At 36.4% G+C, this 16,449-nt stretch carries 18 protein-coding genes; 2 read left to right on the top strand and 16 right to left on the bottom strand.

The features are described from left to right. Positions 1-34: 34 nt before the first annotated feature. The 5 genes from HNR27_RS14570 to HNR27_RS14550 form a co-directional block, all read right to left on the bottom strand. On the bottom strand, positions 35-1,327 hold the full coding sequence (locus HNR27_RS14570) for an adenylosuccinate synthase (protein ID WP_429340280.1): 1,293 nt from the start codon (positions 1,325-1,327) through the stop codon (positions 35-37). A 317-nt stretch (positions 1,328-1,644) separates the two neighbouring features. After that, positions 1,645-3,015 carry a replicative DNA helicase gene (gene dnaB, locus HNR27_RS14565; protein ID WP_212921700.1) on the bottom strand — a complete coding sequence of 457 codons (1,371 nt, stop codon included), beginning with the start codon at positions 3,013-3,015 and terminating at the stop codon, positions 1,645-1,647. 33 nt (positions 3,016-3,048) lie between these two features. Further along, entirely contained in the window at positions 3,049-3,495 is a 447-nt protein-coding gene (rplI, locus tag HNR27_RS14560) for a 50S ribosomal protein L9 (RefSeq protein ID WP_212921699.1), read from the bottom strand. Beyond that, the gene (locus tag HNR27_RS14555) at positions 3,492-5,462 is read right to left on the bottom strand and encodes a DHH family phosphoesterase (protein ID WP_429340279.1); all 1,971 of its coding nucleotides are present in this window, start codon (positions 5,460-5,462) and stop codon (positions 3,492-3,494) included. The genes rplI and HNR27_RS14555 overlap by 4 nt, the downstream gene beginning before the upstream one ends. A 78-nt stretch (positions 5,463-5,540) precedes the next feature. Further along, positions 5,541-6,485 (bottom strand): YybS family protein, encoded by a 945-nt coding sequence (locus tag HNR27_RS14550; protein ID WP_429340278.1) that lies wholly within the window; start codon positions 6,483-6,485, stop codon positions 5,541-5,543. Between the two features lie 275 nt (positions 6,486-6,760). On the opposite strand from HNR27_RS14550, the gene HNR27_RS14545 reads away from it, so the two are divergent. After that, on the top strand, positions 6,761-7,240 hold the full coding sequence (locus HNR27_RS14545) for a hypothetical protein (protein ID WP_429340277.1): 480 nt from the start codon (positions 6,761-6,763) through the stop codon (positions 7,238-7,240). A gap of 241 nt (positions 7,241-7,481) precedes the next feature. Here the strand turns inward: HNR27_RS14545 and HNR27_RS14540 are convergent, their stop codons facing one another. The 8 genes from HNR27_RS14540 to HNR27_RS14505 form a co-directional block, all read right to left on the bottom strand. Next, the gene (locus HNR27_RS14540) at positions 7,482-8,387 is read right to left on the bottom strand and encodes a serine hydrolase domain-containing protein (protein ID WP_429340276.1); all 906 of its coding nucleotides are present in this window, start codon (positions 8,385-8,387) and stop codon (positions 7,482-7,484) included. 61 nt (positions 8,388-8,448) lie between these two features. After that, positions 8,449-8,820 carry a VOC family protein gene (locus HNR27_RS14535; protein ID WP_429340275.1) on the bottom strand — a complete coding sequence of 124 codons (372 nt, stop codon included), beginning with the start codon at positions 8,818-8,820 and terminating at the stop codon, positions 8,449-8,451. Between the two features lie 310 nt (positions 8,821-9,130). Continuing rightward, the gene (gene rpsR / locus HNR27_RS14530) at positions 9,131-9,367 is read right to left on the bottom strand and encodes a 30S ribosomal protein S18 (protein ID WP_212921693.1); all 237 of its coding nucleotides are present in this window, start codon (positions 9,365-9,367) and stop codon (positions 9,131-9,133) included. 47 nt (positions 9,368-9,414) lie between these two features. Then, entirely contained in the window at positions 9,415-9,891 is a 477-nt protein-coding gene (gene ssb, locus HNR27_RS14525) for a single-stranded DNA-binding protein (RefSeq protein WP_212921692.1), read from the bottom strand. Between the two features lie 18 nt (positions 9,892-9,909). Next, positions 9,910-10,197, bottom strand: coding sequence for a 30S ribosomal protein S6 (gene rpsF / locus HNR27_RS14520; protein ID WP_212921691.1), 288 nt, complete (start codon positions 10,195-10,197; stop codon positions 9,910-9,912). A 201-nt stretch (positions 10,198-10,398) separates the two neighbouring features. Then, the gene (gene ychF, locus HNR27_RS14515) at positions 10,399-11,499 is read right to left on the bottom strand and encodes a redox-regulated ATPase YchF (RefSeq protein ID WP_212921690.1); all 1,101 of its coding nucleotides are present in this window, start codon (positions 11,497-11,499) and stop codon (positions 10,399-10,401) included. A gap of 210 nt (positions 11,500-11,709) precedes the next feature. Then, positions 11,710-11,907 carry a DUF951 domain-containing protein gene (locus tag HNR27_RS14510; RefSeq protein ID WP_212921689.1) on the bottom strand — a complete coding sequence of 66 codons (198 nt, stop codon included), beginning with the start codon at positions 11,905-11,907 and terminating at the stop codon, positions 11,710-11,712. A 43-nt stretch (positions 11,908-11,950) separates the two neighbouring features. Further along, a complete protein-coding gene (locus HNR27_RS14505) occupies positions 11,951-12,967 on the bottom strand; it encodes a YkvI family membrane protein (protein ID WP_429340274.1) in 1,017 nt (338 codons plus the stop codon). A gap of 81 nt (positions 12,968-13,048) precedes the next feature. On the opposite strand from HNR27_RS14505, the gene yyaC reads away from it, so the two are divergent. Beyond that, positions 13,049-13,666, top strand: a complete 618-nt coding sequence (gene yyaC, locus HNR27_RS14500; RefSeq protein ID WP_429340273.1) for a spore protease YyaC — start codon at positions 13,049-13,051, stop codon at positions 13,664-13,666. A gap of 102 nt (positions 13,667-13,768) precedes the next feature. Here yyaC and HNR27_RS14495 read toward each other — a convergent pair whose 3' ends face one another. From HNR27_RS14495 to HNR27_RS14485, 3 genes are all read right to left on the bottom strand, one after another. Next, positions 13,769-14,473 carry a DUF554 domain-containing protein gene (locus tag HNR27_RS14495; protein ID WP_212921686.1) on the bottom strand — a complete coding sequence of 235 codons (705 nt, stop codon included), beginning with the start codon at positions 14,471-14,473 and terminating at the stop codon, positions 13,769-13,771. A gap of 144 nt (positions 14,474-14,617) precedes the next feature. Next, on the bottom strand, positions 14,618-15,454 hold the full coding sequence (locus HNR27_RS14490; protein WP_429340272.1) for a ParB/RepB/Spo0J family partition protein: 837 nt from the start codon (positions 15,452-15,454) through the stop codon (positions 14,618-14,620). Then, entirely contained in the window at positions 15,435-16,208 is a 774-nt protein-coding gene (locus tag HNR27_RS14485; protein WP_212921684.1) for a ParA family protein, read from the bottom strand. Before HNR27_RS14485 ends, HNR27_RS14490 begins: the two co-directional genes overlap by 20 nt. Positions 16,209-16,449 lie beyond the last annotated feature (241 nt).

Here is a 16,449-nt window from a genome sequence, read left to right as displayed (position 1 = left end):
AAAGAGCAGCAAATGCTGCTCCAATCCTCACAAATTAAACATTCTCGTAAACATCTCGAATAATATTTGTCTGTGCTCGATCCGGTCCAACTGAAAATGTGGTTAATGGGATGTGTGTCAGCTGTGAAACCCTATTGACATAATGCCTGGCATTAGCAGGTAGTTCATCTAGGTTTTTTACATTGGTGATATCTTCTGTCCAACCAGGCATTTCCTCATAGACTGGTTCGCACGCTTCTAGAATTTGAAGACTTGCTGGGTATTCATTTATTATTTCTCCTTTATACTTATAGGCAACACAAATCTTTACTGTTTCGATTCCAGTCAGGACGTCTAAAGAATTCAAGGATAAATCTGTTATTCCGCTAACCCTTCTAGCATGCCGTACAACAACACTATCAAACCAACCAACCCGACGAGGTCTTCCTGTCGTTGTACCGTATTCACGACCGACCTCTCGTATTTGATTGCCAATCTCATTTTCGAGCTCGGTTGGAAACGGCCCATCACCTACCCGGGTTGTATATGCTTTCGATACGCCTACGACATGCTTTATTTTCGTAGGTCCAACTCCACTACCAATCGTTACACCGCCAGCAGTTGGATTTGATGAGGTTACAAATGGGTATGTACCTTGGTCAATATCCAACATCACACCTTGGGCACCCTCAAATAGCACCCGCCTTCCCTCGTCTAGTGCGTCATTTAATACAACGGATGTATCACAGACATATTGCACCATCGCTTGCCCATATTGGTAATATTCTTCTACAATCTCTTCTACAGATAATGGTTCTACCTCATATAGCTTTTCAAACAAACGATTTTTTTCCTTGAGATTTTGTTCTAATTTAGCACGAAAGACTTCTTTTTCTAGAAGATCTGCCACGCGGATCCCAATTCTGGCTGCCTTGTCCATATATGCGGGGCCAATCCCTTTTTTCGTCGTGCCGATTTTATCGTCACCCTTTTCTTCCTCTTGAAGCATATCTAATTTTAAATGGTAGGGTAATATTACATGTGCCCGGTTACTAATTCGTAAATTATCTGTGGAGATATTGTGCTCATGTAAATAAGCTAGCTCTTCCACAAAGGCTTTTGGATCGATTACCATTCCATTTCCTAATACACAAATCTTCTCCTTATAAAATATCCCCGAAGGAATTAAATGAAGCTTGTACGTAACACCATCGAATTTAATCGTGTGTCCTGCATTATTTCCACCTTGATAACGAGCAACTACTTCTGCTTTTTGTGAAAGGAAGTCTGTTATCTTTCCCTTTCCTTCATCACCCCATTGGGTTCCAACAACTACTACTGAGGACATTGTGCACCTCCCACGTTCTGTTTCCTTTGTATTTTTGTTTCATTTATTTCACGTCATTCGTATATAACCCTTTTGAATCTAAAAAAACGCCAGCCATTATTGAAAAATTTCTTTATTAATTTTTAGATGTGAATTTCTTATTTAGTTATTTCCTATACTTGTTATTTCATGCGATTATTTACATCCGTGATTCTTCGGAAAATAGCACGCTACAGCTTTTATTTCTTTCAACTAAAAACTTTGCCATAATAAAAGCACCTCCAATTGTTAGTTTGTTTCTAACAATTGGAGGTGCAGTTACTCCAAGAACGGCTATTTTATGCGTGAATTGGTTCTGGTGGGATATCGCTTGCTTGATAACGATGGTCCAGATCCACGAATTTATTATATTCTTTAACAAACGCTAGCTCAACGGTTCCAACAGGGCCGTTACGTTGTTTTGAGATGATAATTTCAATTATATTTTGTTTCTCTGATTCTTTATCATAGTAATCATCGCGATACAGGAAGCCAACAATATCCGCATCCTGCTCAATACTTCCTGATTCACGAAGGTCAGACATCATCGGACGTTTATCCTGGCGTTGCTCTACACCACGGGAAAGCTGTGATAATGCAATAAGTGGTACATTTAATTCACGTGCTAGTCCTTTTAATGACCTTGAAATCTCTGAAACCTCTTGTTGACGATTCTCGCCTGGTTTACCGCTACCTTGTATTAATTGTAGATAATCAATAAGTATCATTCCTAAACCATGCTCTTGCTTTAATCTACGACATTTAGAGCGGATTTCACTAACGCGAATTCCAGGAGTATCGTCGATATATATTCCTGCATTAGACAGGCTTCCCATTGCCATGGTAAGCTTACTCCAATCATCTGGTTCAAGCTTACCACTTCGAAGACGCTGTGCATCGATGTTTCCTTCTGCACAGAGAATACGTTGTACAAGCTGGTCTGCACCCATCTCCAGACTAAATATTGCTACATTCTCACTCGTATTAACGGCAACATTTTGTGCAATATTTAAAGCAAATGCAGTCTTACCAACAGAAGGCCTGGCAGCTATTATAATTAAATCATTCGGCTGAAAACCAGATGTAATCTTATCTAAGTCACGGTAGCCAGTCGGAACACCCGTTACATCCCCACTACTTCGATGAAGCATTTCAATTTTGTCATAGACATCAATCAATACATCTTTAATTGCCTTAAAGCTACCAGTGTTCTTTCGTCCGGAAACATCTAGTATGCTCTTCTCAGCATCATTGAGTACATCTTCCACTTCGTCCTCACGGGCAAATGTGTTCGTGACAATATCCGTTGCTGTCCGAATCAGGCGACGAAGAATTGCCTTTTCTTCAACAATCTTACTATAGTAGTCGATATTTGCTGCGGTCGGAACACTTTCTGCAAGCTGTGTTAAATAGGATACTCCACCAGCTTCCTCTAGATGCTTACTATCGGATAAGGCTGTAGTTACCGTTACTAAATCGATTGGCTCCCCACGATCAGCAAGCCTTAACATCGTTTCAAATATACGTTGATGGCTAGCACGGTAAAAGTCACCTGGCTCCAGTAGCTCAGAAGCTGTTGAAAATGCTTCTGGCTCAAGAAAAATAGCTCCTATTACAGCCTGTTCAGCTTCTATATTATGTGGCGGAGTTCTGTCATTCCATTCACTCATGATCTGTTTCCTCCTATAACCCGAAGTATCGGATTATTGTTCAACAACATGTACTTTTATTGTCCCTGTAACTTCTAAATGCAATTTAACCGGTACATTGGTGTAGCCTAATGAACGTATTGGCTGTGTTAGCTCAATCTTACGTTTATCAATTTTAATACCATGTTCTTTATTTAGGGCATCTGCAATTTGCTTACTAGTAATAGACCCAAATAGTCTGCCACCATCACCAGATTTTGCTTTTAATGTAACCTCTAGTTTCTCTAATCTATTCTTCAGCTGTACTGCTTCTTCTTTTTCTTGTTCTTCAAGTTGTTTATTTTTACGTTGCTGTGCTTCTAATGCTTTCATATTTCCAGCAGTAGCCTCTTCAGCTAATTTATTCTTCAATAAATAGTTTCTAGCATAGCCATCTGAAACATTTTTTACTTCACCTTTTTTCCCTTTTCCTTTAACATCTTGTAAGAAAATTACTCTCATTCTGCTTCTCTCCCCTCATAATATTCGTCCAGTATTTCTTTTAATAATAATTCTACATCATCAATGGAGGTGTCCTCAATTTGTGTTGCAGCATTGGTTAAATGACCACCGCCATTCATTTTTTCCATAATGATTTGTACATTTATTTCTCCTAGAGATCTAGCACTAATACCGATTTTACCATCACTTCGCTCCGCGATAACAAATGAGGCAGAGATTCCTGTCATTGTTAGTAGGGTATCTGCTGTTTGTGCGATAAGTACTGGACTACAGACATCACCAGGATCTGCCTTGGTAATAGCAATGGAATTTCGGTAAATTTGGCAACGTTCTATCATTTTGCTTCGTTTAATATATAAGTTTAAATCTTCCTTCAAGAATTGCTGTACTAATACGGTATCAGCACCTTTTGCACGTAAGTATGAGGCAGCATCGAAGGTTCTCGAGCCCGTTCTTAATGTGAAGCTTTTCGTATCCACTGTAATTCCCGCTAGTAAGGCAGTTGCTTCTAGCATTTTTAGCTTCTTACCCTTAGGCTGATATTCTAATAACTCCGTAACTAATTCAGAGGTTGAGGATGCATAAGGCTCCATGTATACAAGGGTTGGGTTTTCAATAAACTCCTCGGCCCTTCTATGATGGTCAATGACAACACGATAATCCGTTTTTCCTAACAATCGCTTACTAACAACCATGGAAGGCTTATGTGTATCAACCACAACAATTAAACTACGGCTAGTTATCAGATCTTCAGCATTATCAGGATCAATAAAATGCTGCCAAAGATCTGAATCAACCTTAATTGCCTCTACCAATCGTTTAACACCAATACTAATATCATCCGGGTCAAAAACGATGTATCCATCCACGCCATTGGTTTGAGCAATATTTAAAATACCAATAGCAGAACCGATAGAATCCATATCTGGGGCTTGGTGTCCCATAATAATTACGCGGTCACTTGCCTTCACTAGATCACGTAACGCATGTGAGATAACCCTAGCTCTTACACGTGTACGTTTTTCCATTGGATTGGTTTTTCCACCATAGAAACGCACTTTCCCTGAATCATCCTTAATTGCTACTTGATCTCCACCCCGGCCTAGGGCAAGATCCAAGCTTGATTGTGCTAGCTCACCTAGCTCCGGAAGACCTGCATTGCCAACGCCTACGCCAATACTTAGTGTTATTGGGATATCAAGCTCCGAATTTAGTTCATGCATTTCATCCAATATATTAAATTTTGTCCGCTCCAATTTATTTAATATCTCTCTTGTACCAACTGCCAAAAAGCGATCCTGAGAGGTTCGCTTCAAATATAAGCCATTATCATGTGCCCAATGATTCAAAAATGAAGTAACCTCTGAATTCAATTGGCTTTTAATGGTATCATCCATGTTCTGTGTGATTTCATCATAGTTATCCAAGAAAATAATCGATAAAACCGTTTGTTCATTCGTGTAGAGTGTCTCTAATTCTGCTTGCTCGGTCCGGTCGAAGAGATAAATTAATCGTTCCTCTTTACGAATAATTGTCTGGAATGCATAATCATCAATTTCAATACGAAACTCCTCATTATTTTCCTTAATCATTGGAATTAGCTCTTCGGAAATGACATTTAAGGACTCCCCAACAATCGTTTCCTCTTCGGCAAATTGATTCATGTAATGATTTGACCACTCTACTATAAAATCATCATTATACAAAATAATGCCAATTGGCATTTCCAGAAGCGCTTCTTCTCCTACCTTCTTGACACGATAGGATAAGGTTGAAATGTATCTCTCTGTTTCATCTGTTAATTTCTTTTCAATACGGATGGTATAGTAGAAGGATAAAACTAAGAGAACAGTCATCACTATTCCTAGAATCCATTCAAAATACCAAATAAAGCCAAGCAAAACAATTGATATAGCATACATTAGCCATAAGTGTTTACTTAACCTTGGTCTATTTAAATCCGTCATTAATTTTCAGCTCCTAATGCTCAGGCACTATCATATAAGGCTCTTAATAGTGCATCCTAGCGTAGCCTCACTTTATAATTAGTGGCGCTTTACCATTCTATCTCGTAGTCCAAACCCAATATCAATTATACCTAACAATCGAATGAATGTAATTAGAATTGGTGCAAAAAGAACAGTTACGACGATAGCAATTACTGGTATTGCCTTGGATAGATTTTTTTGATGTGCATAAAAGAAAATAAAGGAAAATCCTTGTATGATCAAAAATAACCCTACAAGCATGATAATATTTTGCGCTGCAATAAACACGGTTCCATTAGGATCCTTTTGAAATACAGATACGACCACTGCTAATAGATATATCCAAATAATCGAAGTCGAAAAGCGCAAATTTCGGAACTTAGGAAAACGTAAATGCTTATTCTCCTGACGGTTTAAAAATTTATAGCTTACCCATTGATTTACTAATGCCAGCAAGATGGAAACTGCAACTACTCCAAAGGGTACCAACTGTTTATATACCGCTAATTGTTGTTCCAATAAATTAAACTGTTGATCGACTTCTTTCCCCATACCTATTTCCGTTAGTATGTTCTTGGACAATGCCATGATTTCATCCATTTGCTGATTAAATTCTTCTATCACATTTATATGAAGCACCATTAAACTAAATACAAAAGCAAATAAGATTCCCGCAACAAATCCAATTGTTCCTCTTGCCCATGTCTCATATGGTGATGCTTCCTGTTTTATTGCTAAACCTATCATAATACCACCAAGCCCTGCTATAATCGGGAGTGGCAATGCTACAAATGTAGCAAATAGCATCGTTAATAGGGATGCTCCTATAAGCATAATTAGCGATGGCCGTAGACCATATCTTGCACTATAAATAATAAATGGAACTGCTACTAGCAATATCGTTATCATAGAGATAAACGGGACAAACAGCGATATGAAGACCAAGACCATATAAATTGCGATAAATAGTGCTCCATCTATTAGTTGCTTTGAATTATTCATAACCTATGCACCTCATCAAATTATAGCTAGAGGTATCCTTGAATAACAGTAAGATACCAATTTGCTAAAAAACCTTATTTTTATATGATAACATGATTTAATTGTTATTTGATAGTTAGAATGAATATGGTTGGTTGTCAGATTGATATATCGATGAGGAGCATTTTAGTGAAAGAAGTGAAAATGGAAGATAGATTGTCAGAGACTTTGTTTAAGCTTTATATGGTAATCTACATTATAATATAAAGGAAGAAATAATTAAAGGATTGAAAAAAATGGTTTTTTGGAAAACATTTCTATTTAGTATACAGCTTCCTAAGAAGCAAGCGGTATTTCAATTAAATCGTATTGCGATGGATATTACTGTATTTTATATGTTTATTCTATTGTTTATCGTTTCTATTCCTTCATTAGTTGATCAACTAACAGAAACTACTGGATTAGGCGCGAATATGAACATTGTATTTCAGTTAATCTATTTTTTTATGTTTTATTATTTAATCTTAACCATTATGGTCTTCTTGCTAATTACTGCTATAGCATATATGTTTACATGGGTTGCAAAACTAATGCATCGGAAACTAAAATTACAGCTTATGTGGAAAATGGTTGCGTACACAACAACAATCCCATTTATTCTTTATACAATCATTGACCTTATTTATCCTATATCAGATAAATACCTATTAATTTCTGTATTCTATACGGTACTTTTGCAGTTTAAAATTATCGCTGTATATCCAAAAAGAAAATAACTTCATTCAGATTACAAAATAGAGGCTATCTTAATTGATAACCTCTTTTTCTATTACTAAGCTACATATAATAAAGATGAGATGATGTTCTCTATTCTCCTTGTATTACTAAAGCACCCATTTTTCCAAACAATTGCCTCACAATGTTAGTGCTTCACGAATTAGGTTCAGAACTCTATGAAATTATTGGTAACAATGTTAAGAAACATACAAATGACTGATTGAACATAACGATACTTATCTAAAGGTTATTCGAATTAATTACATAAGGAAGTAGATAGTCCTTGAAATAATTTAAAGGGCTAAGTTCATCCTCTTTCATGCTACTTGTGAAAACCGTTACTAATTGATAATCGGGTACGACAATAATATATTGTCCTTCAAGTCCATACGCAAAATAAATCCTACCTATTTCATTGTCGGATGTTAAATTCCACCAATGATATGCATATGAAAAAGTATCATTACTTTTGACTTTGGGGGTTGTAGATTCTTCAATCCAATGAAACGGTACAATTTGTTTGGATTTCCATTTTCCTTTATTTGCATATAGCGTACCAATTTTTAACATATCACTTGTTTTCATTGTTAATCCAAATCCACCAATCGCTATACCTTGTGCATCATGGTTCCACTTATAATCTGTTATCCCAAGAGGTGTAAATAAATGTTTCCTAGCGAAGACTTCTGTATTTAACCCAGTAGTCTTTTGGATGATTGCACTTAATAACTGGGAAGAACCACAGCTATAGCTCATATCCGTTCCAGGGGGATTCTCCATGTCCTGATTAAGTACAAAATTAACCCAATTTTTACTAGGTATCATCCCATTATTTCCTGGAAAGTGTAAGCCTGATGTCATTGTCAGTAGGTGTTTGATTGTGATTTTCTGTTTCTCTGTATCATTATTAATTTCTGGAAAGTACGTACTTATCGGTGTGTTAATATGTTCGATATACCCTTTTTTTATGGTTATCCCGATTAGTACGGATAAAATGCTTTTGGTGACAGAATATATTTTATGTTGCTTTTCCTTCATTTTTTTATTTCGATAATATTCAACTATCACATTGTTATTTAGCTGGACAAGGGCACTATCAACTTTGTCTCTTTTTAGTTTATTTTCAAATTCGGTTAGTAAATTCACTCGCCTAAAAATCCCCCTATACTATCTAATATTACCCTAGCACCCTTCGTTTCAAGTGAGCTTACCAGTGTACTTGAAGTTTATTACCATTTGGGTCATAAAAGTGGAAAAAGGCATGACCATTATCTTCTTGTATATTCTCGACCTTAACTTGATTAGCCATTAAGTGCTGATGAAACTTAGATAATTCTGGACTGGTAAAGCCAATACTAAATTCTTGTTCATTATTAATTGTAAAATGGACAAATGTTTCATCTTCGGTAGGAATTAAGATAAGTAAGAAAGGTCCTTCATTTACTTTTAATATTGCAAGTTCCTCAGTAATGTTTAATAACTGGAGCCCTAATACATCTCTATACCAGTGTGCAGACAGCTCTAAATCCTTAACGGGAATTCTAATATAATGTACTTGTTCAATAAATGATTTACTCATCGCTCCGCTCCTTCTTTTTTACCTGGTATATCGAATAGTTTCCTTTCTATATACCTTTCTTCCTTCCGATTATTAAATTGACCTGCTTTTTTAGTTATAGCACATAATATTCAAAATGTTATACGTATTTTATCATATATGAAAACAAAAATGACAGAGCTAGTTCCTAATTAATAGCTGATAGTGGCAAAATGAATGGTAATTTACACGGAATTACACTCATATATTAAGGCTATTGTCATACTAAATAATTTCAAACAAAAAAAAGGCACTGCAAGGATATATCCATGCAATGCCTTTTTTCTTATTCTTATTCTGCAACGTATGGCAATAATGCCATTTGACGAGCACGTTTAATTGCGATTGTAAGCTTACGTTGATATTTCGCAGAAGTTCCAGTTACACGACGAGGAAGAATTTTTCCACGTTCAGAAATGAAACGCTTTAGAAGCTCAACGTCTTTGTAGTCAATATGTGTAATTCCGTTCGCTGTAAAATAACACACTTTACGGCGTTTTCCACCGCGTCCACGACGAGCTGCTGCCATTGTTATCCCTCCCTGATAGATTATTAATATATTTCAGGTCATTTCATTTAAAATGGTAAATCATCATCAGAAATATCAATTGGTTCCCCATTATCCTTGAATGGATCATCATCAAATTGATTTTGATTATGATTTGGATTTTGGTTCTGATTTTGCTGGAATCCTGGTGAATATGCGTCTTGTCCGGAACGTCCTTGTGATGATCCTTTAGACTCTAAGAATTGTACACTGTCTGCAACAACCTCAGTTATATAAACCATTTTTCCATCCTGGCCTTCATAGGAACGTGTTTGAATGCGTCCATCGACACCTATCAAACCGCCTTTTTTCATGAAATTGGCAAGGTTTTCTGCAGGTCTTCTCCAAATCACACAGTTAATAAAGTCAGCTTCCCGATTTCCTTGTTGGTTCGAAAACGGGCGATTGACTGCAACTGTAAAATTGGCTACTGCAACTCCATTTGGCGTATAACGTAAATCAGGATCCTTCGTTAACCTGCCGACAAGTACGACACGATTTAACATCAGAACCACTCCTTATTATTATTCATCTTCTCGAACTGCAATGTGACGAATAATGTCTTCAGAGAACTTAGCTAAACGATCAAATTCATTAACTGCTTTTTCATCGCCAGAGAAGTTAATCACAACATAGTATCCATCACGATAGTCATTGATTTCATATGCAAGGCGTTTTTTACCTTTTTCATCAACTTTTTCAATCTCCGCCCCGTTATCAGTTAAGATACCGTTGAAACGCTCAATTACTGCCTTTTGTGCGTCTTCCTCCATGTCTGGGCGGATGATATACATGATTTCATATTTTCTCATCCGTTACACCTCCTTTTGGTCTTAGCGGCCCTTATCTTTAGAAATACATCGCAATAAGAGCAAGGAGTAATTAAATTAAATTAAATTATTACTCACAATAGTGTATTATAACAAAGTTTGCTTTAAATAACAAGTCTTCGAGAGATCCTTTTACGTTACCATTACGCTTTATTTAAAAATTGGAGTTGTTGTTAGCGGTTTTTACACATTAAAGCGGAAATGAATAATATCTCCATCCTGAACGATATATTCTTTTCCTTCTAAACGTACCTTCCCTTTTTCACGAGCATGCACCATGGAGCCTGCTTCCATTAAGTCATCATAGGATACTGTTTCTGCACGAATAAATCCTCGTTCAAAATCACTATGAATAATACCTGCTGCTTGTGGTGCTTTAATTCCTTTACGGAACGTCCACGCACGTACCTCTTGTTCTCCAGCTGTAAAATAAGTTGCAAGTCCTAAAAGGCTATAAGAGGCTTTGATTAACTTATCCAGTCCAGATTCGGCAATTCCCAGTTCCTCTAAAAACATTTCTTTTTCTTCTTGGTCTAACTCAGAAATTTCCTCTTCAATCTTCGCACAGATTACAATTACTTCTGCACCCTCATTGGCAGCGAATTCCTTTACCTTTTGAACATTTGGATTGTTATCTGGATCACTCACCTCATCCTCACCAACATTCGCTACATATAGCATTGGCTTACTGGTTAATAAATGTAATCCTTTCACAATCTTCTGCTGCTCATCCGTAAATTCAATTGCACGAACTGGTTTTTCTTCCTCTAAGCCTGCTTTTAATTTCGCTAATACCTCAAATTCTACAACAGCATCTTTATCCTTTTGTCTCGCTAATTTTTCAACACGCTGATGGCGTTTGTTTACGGATTCTAAGTCTGCTAGAATTAATTCCAAATTTATTATTTCAATATCATCAATTGGGTCAACACGTCCAGCAACATGTGTAATGTTTTCATCAACAAAACAGCGGACTACCTGACAAATTGCGTCTACTTGACGAATATGGGATAAGAATTGGTTTCCTAATCCTTCCCCCTTACTAGCTCCCTTAACAATACCTGCTATATCCGTAAATTCAAAGGTTGTTGGCACTGTCTTTTTCGGTTTTACTAGCTCTGTTAATTTATTTAAACGTTCATCTGGTACTTCCACCATGCCTACATTGGGATCAATCGTTGCAAAAGGATAGTTTGCAGCCTCAGCCCCAGCTTGTGTTATTGCATTAAATAATGTTGATTTACCTACATTTGGAAGTCCGACGATTCCTGCTGTTAAAGCCATACTTTCCACTCCTTAAGGATTCCATTCATCTTAATACGCTCGATAGTTCAATTATAGATTTTGACCAACGAAAAGACAAGCAAGCAAAACACAAAAACAGGCCCCAGATTTGGAGCCTATTTTTGCGTTCTTACCCTATCATTTTTATATTTCTCTATCTATCTATGACTAATATTACCATTTTTTAGCAATATCGTCCATACTAATGTATTAATTTGAGGCCTTTTCTAGTACTTTTTTTAGCTTTTTACTAAATTCTTTTCGAGGAATCATGACACTATGGTCACAGCCCATACATTTTATCCGTACATCCATACCCATACGGATAATCTTCCACTTATTTTCCCCACAAGGATGGGGTTTTTTCATTTGAACAATATCATTTAATTCAAATTCTTTTTCCACCATTTAGAGTTCTCCTTATTGTTCATTATAATATTAGAAAATTATATTATTTTTCTCTTTTATTCCATAGGGGGAATAACAATAAACGTGTTAAAACATATAAATTAAGTAATCCATATAGCGGATAAAGCACACCGATTAGGGTTGAGAACCCTACTGTTGTTAATGGTATCATTGTAGCTAAAATAATGAGAACAAGCAACCAAAAAGGAACGCTGAAGTAGCTCTCCAATCTTGTTGTTAGCCCCATAATTCCCGATGCAGCAGTCGTGAAAATTGCAAACCATAAGAGAATCGTCATAAACAATACCATGTAAAATGGGTAATTACTTAATATCGCAAATAAAGGAATTTCATATAGGAAAATCTCCTCGGCAATTTGAATTAAGCTATTATTATAAATAAAAGTTAGAACACCTAAAATCAGTCCACTTCCAAGACTAGCTATCCAAATTTCCTTTTTTGAAGACATTTTATTTCCCACTGCCCCAAGAACCGCAATCATTGGCAATATATTTAATGCGGTAAACGGAAAAGCTGCAGGCCAATTATGCTGTTCCCGCCAATGTGAAAATAAGTTGAGATGATGATCTACCGTAAACCTCAATAATACATATAGCATTCCTATAATTAAAACAGGTAATATCAACTGATTAATAGACAATAATCCGCCAATATCCCTCAAAAATAGTAAGACTAGCATGATAACAATAAATCCTACTCCCCACCAGTAGGAAATATTAAATGCCTGTCCTGTAGCACCACTACCAGATAGCATGACTACGGTTGTCGTAAATAAGTATAAAAAAATCATAAAGTCATAAATAGGTGATAGCTTTTCCCCAACAATTTCTTTTAGTACAGGTCGGTATTCGGTTGATTTTTTTCGATAGCTAATGGACATGATTACCAAGCAAGAAAACGAAAAAAATACAACGAATAATACTATAGCTAGTCCACTTCCATGACCAAAAAACTCCCACAATTCCCGACCTGATGCATACCCTGCACCTATGGTTGTCCCGATGATGAGAAACATCCATCTGAACCCCGATCTCCACATTTCGTCTCCCCCATTTTATGCATGTATAAAAAGAGCTTTTTCTCCGTATACTTATATCAATATGTTAGTGGAGGAGAACCTATGAATCTAAAGAGTCGGTTGACGATGAAAAATGAAGCAATTCGTATTGCACATACTGACCCAAATCTATGTGATACCATGAGTGACAGTATTGTTTCATGGTTACCAAGAATTCCAAAAGAATATATCATTGTTTGTGTAGGGACAGACCGATCAACCGGAGATGCATTGGGGCCACTTACCGGGACTTATTTAATGGAAAAAAGGCTACGTCATATGACCGTTTATGGCACATTACAAGACCCAGTTCATGCAACCAATCTGAAAGACTATATTCAGCTTATTGAACGTCAGCATAAAAATGCTTTTATAATCGCTATAGACGCTTGTCTAGGAAAAACTAGTTCTGTTGGTCAAATTATCGCTTGCGAGGGCTCCTTAAAGCCTGGTACAGCTTTAAACAAGCCGCTTCCGCCTATTGGTGATATACATATTACTGGGGTCGTTAATATCAGTGGTTTTATGGAATACTCTGTATTACAAAACACCCGACTCTCTATTGTTGTAGAAATGGCAAAAAAAATTGCAGATGTGTTAGATTTAGTAGATCAACAATTAACAGCTAGCTATGTAACACCTGCTGTGATTATGCCTAGTACTAGAAAAAAACCGATATAATAAAAGGCGAGTGTTAGCTTTACTCGCCTTTTATTGCTATTATTTGCTTGATGCTACATTATTCGACAAATTTCTACCGTGTTGCATATTTTGATTATGTAATTAGAAGAGCTGATAAATATAATAGACTAACCCTACCGTTAGAATTGACGGTAATAGATTCCCAATTCTAATTTGGACAACCTTTAACATATTTAAACCGATTGCCACAATTAACAGCCCTCCAACAGCAGTTAATTCTACAATAAGCCCATTAAGAAACACATCAGGGATCCAGTTTTCAATTTGTGTTGCAAGTAATGCAATTGTCCCTTGATATAATACTACTGGTACAACCGAAAGTGCTACACCAGCGCCTAAAGTAGTCGTTAACACCAGCGCAACGAAACCATCTAATATTCCTTTCGTAATTAGTATCTCATGGTCACCTCTCAGTCCACTATCAAGTGCACCGATGATAGCCATTGCACCAACGACAAATATTAAGGAAGCTGTTACAAATCCCTGTGATACAGTACTTTCTTTCGTTGATGTCTTAAATTTACTACCAATCCAGTTACCGAATTGATTTAGCTTGTTTTCTATATTTAGTAATTCGCCTATAATTGCTCCAGTTAACAAGCTAAGCAGTACTACTATGATTGCTTCCGTTGAGAATGCCATTTGTAACCCGATTAACACGATTGCTAACGCGATGCCATGCATGACGGTTTCTTTAAAACGCTCAGGAATTCTTGTAAATAATAATCCTAATAAACTACCAATAAGTATAAATGCCCCATTAACTAGTGTACCAAATAAAACCATGCCCCTACCCTCTCTATCTATTAGCCTCTACAATACTTTTCTCTAGAATGTTTCACGTGAAACATTTTGAATTCTGAATCTCCTGTTTATATAAAAAAAGACTGGAGAGAGCCAACTTCTCCCAGTCCTTCTACCAAATTATTCTCAGCCTTCTAATACTTCGATAATCCGTTCCAGATCATCATCTGTATAAAACTCTATTTCAATTTTTCCTTTTCGTTTTCCACGTTGAATGGTAACAGCAGTTCCCAATTTATCACGTAAAACCGATTCTCTCTCTAGTAAAAAGATATCTTTCTTTGCTTTAACCTTCTTTTTAATCGGTTTTTCATTTAATTGGATAATTAGCTTCTCAACCTGCCTTACATTCAACTTTTCTTGTCTAATCTTTGCAACTAGAGGAGATATTTTTTCTTTGTCCTTTAAGCCTAATAGTGCTCTACCATGCCCCATCGAAAGTTCACCATTATTAATATAAGTAACAATCTGCTCCGGCAAACCTAAAAGTCTAACCATGTTAGCAATATGGGATCGACTCTTCCCTAACCTTCTAGACAATTCCTCTTGCGTAATATTAAGCTCTTTCATTAAGTTAGCATATGCTTGACCTTCTTCAATAGGTGTTAAATCCTCTCGTTGAAGGTTTTCCAATAATGCTAACTCCATCATTTTTTCGTCCGACAATTCCTTTACAACGGCTGGCACCTCGGTTAATCCAGCTTCCTTTGCTGCTCGGAAACGTCTTTCACCTACAACAATTTCATAGCCTTTAATGCTCTTCCGTACAATTAACGGTTGAATAATACCAAATTCTAAAATAGATTCCTTTAGTTCTTCTATTGCATCCATATGGAATGACTTTCTAGGTTGATATGGATTTGGGCGACAGTCCTTTATTGGTATTTGTTGGACGAGATCATCCTCTTTTTCCTTTATTTCCGGAAAAAATGCATCTAAGCCTTTACCCAACCCTCGTGCCATTAGCCATCACTTCCTTCGCTAATTCTAGATAAACTTCTGCACCTTTTGATTTTGGATCATATGTGATTATTGGTTGTCCGTAACTTGGCGCTTCTCCCAATCGAACATTTCTTGGAATGATAGAATTATAGACTTTGTCCTGGAAGTACTTTTTAACCTCTTCTATTACTTGAATACCTAGATTCGTTCTAGCATCAAGCATAGTCAGTAAAACTCCTTCAATCATTAAATCTCTATTCAAATGTTTTTGAACAAGACGGATTGTATTTAATAATTGGCTTAATCCTTCAAGCGCATAATATTCACATTGTACTGGAATTAATACGGAATCAGAAGATGTTAAAGCATTTAATGTTAATAACCCTAGAGATGGCGGACAGTCAATAATGATGTAATCATACCGATCACGGACTTCGTCCAATGCTTTTTTTAAACGGATCTCCCTCGAAATTGTTGGGACTAATTCTATTTCTGCCCCAGCAAGCTGTATCGTTGCGGGTATTATATCTAAATTTTCAACACTTGTTGGAACACAAACCTCCGCGGCAGGAAGATCTTCAACTAGTACATTATAAATACATTGATTCATGTCAGCTTTATTTATTCCAACCCCACTAGTAGCATTTCCTTGTGGATCTATATCAACTAATAATACTTTATTTCCTAAGTATGCAAGACATGCACTTAAGTTTACGGATGAAGTTGTTTTTCCCACGCCACCTTTTTGGTTAGCAATGGACATTATCTTCCCCATGATTTCACCTACCTAAAACAATATACTATTTATTCTATCACTTTTTTGCATTTAAACCTATTATATTTGATATTTTTAATAAAAAAATATCCTTAAAAATAGTCTTGTAATCCCAAACTAGGAATTACTTGTCATAAAGCACAAAATGAGGCTGGGACATAACTAGCCAAAAATAAATAGAAATGGTTCCAATCATCTAAAAACTGGTGCTTGGAACCATTTTTTTTGGTTTGTTTTCAAT

Source organism: Ornithinibacillus bavariensis (genome assembly GCF_050433565.1).
In the GTDB taxonomy this organism is placed as follows: domain Bacteria; phylum Bacillota; class Bacilli; order Bacillales; family Amphibacillaceae; genus Ornithinibacillus; species Ornithinibacillus bavariensis.
Note: the sequence above shows the minus strand (reverse complement) of the source record. Positions and strands in the feature narration are given on the sequence as shown.

Coding starts and splice junctions, on each gene's coding strand:
- HNR27_RS14570 (WP_429340280.1), bottom strand. CDS start 1,327: ATGTCCTCAGTAGTAGTTGTTGGAACCCAATGGGGTGATGAAGGAAAG.
- dnaB (WP_212921700.1), bottom strand. CDS start 3,015: ATGAGTGAATGGAATGACAGAACTCCGCCACATAATATAGAAGCTGAA.
- rplI (WP_212921699.1), bottom strand. CDS start 3,495: ATGAGAGTAATTTTCTTACAAGATGTTAAAGGAAAAGGGAAAAAAGGT.
- HNR27_RS14555 (WP_429340279.1), bottom strand. CDS start 5,462: ATGACGGATTTAAATAGACCAAGGTTAAGTAAACACTTATGGCTAATG.
- HNR27_RS14550 (WP_429340278.1), bottom strand. CDS start 6,485: ATGAATAATTCAAAGCAACTAATAGATGGAGCACTATTTATCGCAATT.
- HNR27_RS14545 (WP_429340277.1), top strand. CDS start 6,761: ATGGTTTTTTGGAAAACATTTCTATTTAGTATACAGCTTCCTAAGAAG.
- HNR27_RS14535 (WP_429340275.1), bottom strand. CDS start 8,820: ATGAGTAAATCATTTATTGAACAAGTACATTATATTAGAATTCCCGTT.
- rpsR (WP_212921693.1), bottom strand. CDS start 9,367: ATGGCAGCAGCTCGTCGTGGACGCGGTGGAAAACGCCGTAAAGTGTGT.
- ssb (WP_212921692.1), bottom strand. CDS start 9,891: ATGTTAAATCGTGTCGTACTTGTCGGCAGGTTAACGAAGGATCCTGAT.
- rpsF (WP_212921691.1), bottom strand. CDS start 10,197: ATGAGAAAATATGAAATCATGTATATCATCCGCCCAGACATGGAGGAA.
- ychF (WP_212921690.1), bottom strand. CDS start 11,499: ATGGCTTTAACAGCAGGAATCGTCGGACTTCCAAATGTAGGTAAATCA.
- HNR27_RS14510 (WP_212921689.1), bottom strand. CDS start 11,907: ATGGTGGAAAAAGAATTTGAATTAAATGATATTGTTCAAATGAAAAAA.
- HNR27_RS14505 (WP_429340274.1), bottom strand. CDS start 12,967: ATGTGGAGATCGGGGTTCAGATGGATGTTTCTCATCATCGGGACAACC.
- yyaC (WP_429340273.1), top strand. CDS start 13,049: ATGAATCTAAAGAGTCGGTTGACGATGAAAAATGAAGCAATTCGTATT.
- HNR27_RS14495 (WP_212921686.1), bottom strand. CDS start 14,473: ATGGTTTTATTTGGTACACTAGTTAATGGGGCATTTATACTTATTGGT.
- HNR27_RS14490 (WP_429340272.1), bottom strand. CDS start 15,454: ATGGCACGAGGGTTGGGTAAAGGCTTAGATGCATTTTTTCCGGAAATA.
- HNR27_RS14485 (WP_212921684.1), bottom strand. CDS start 16,208: ATGGGGAAGATAATGTCCATTGCTAACCAAAAAGGTGGCGTGGGAAAA.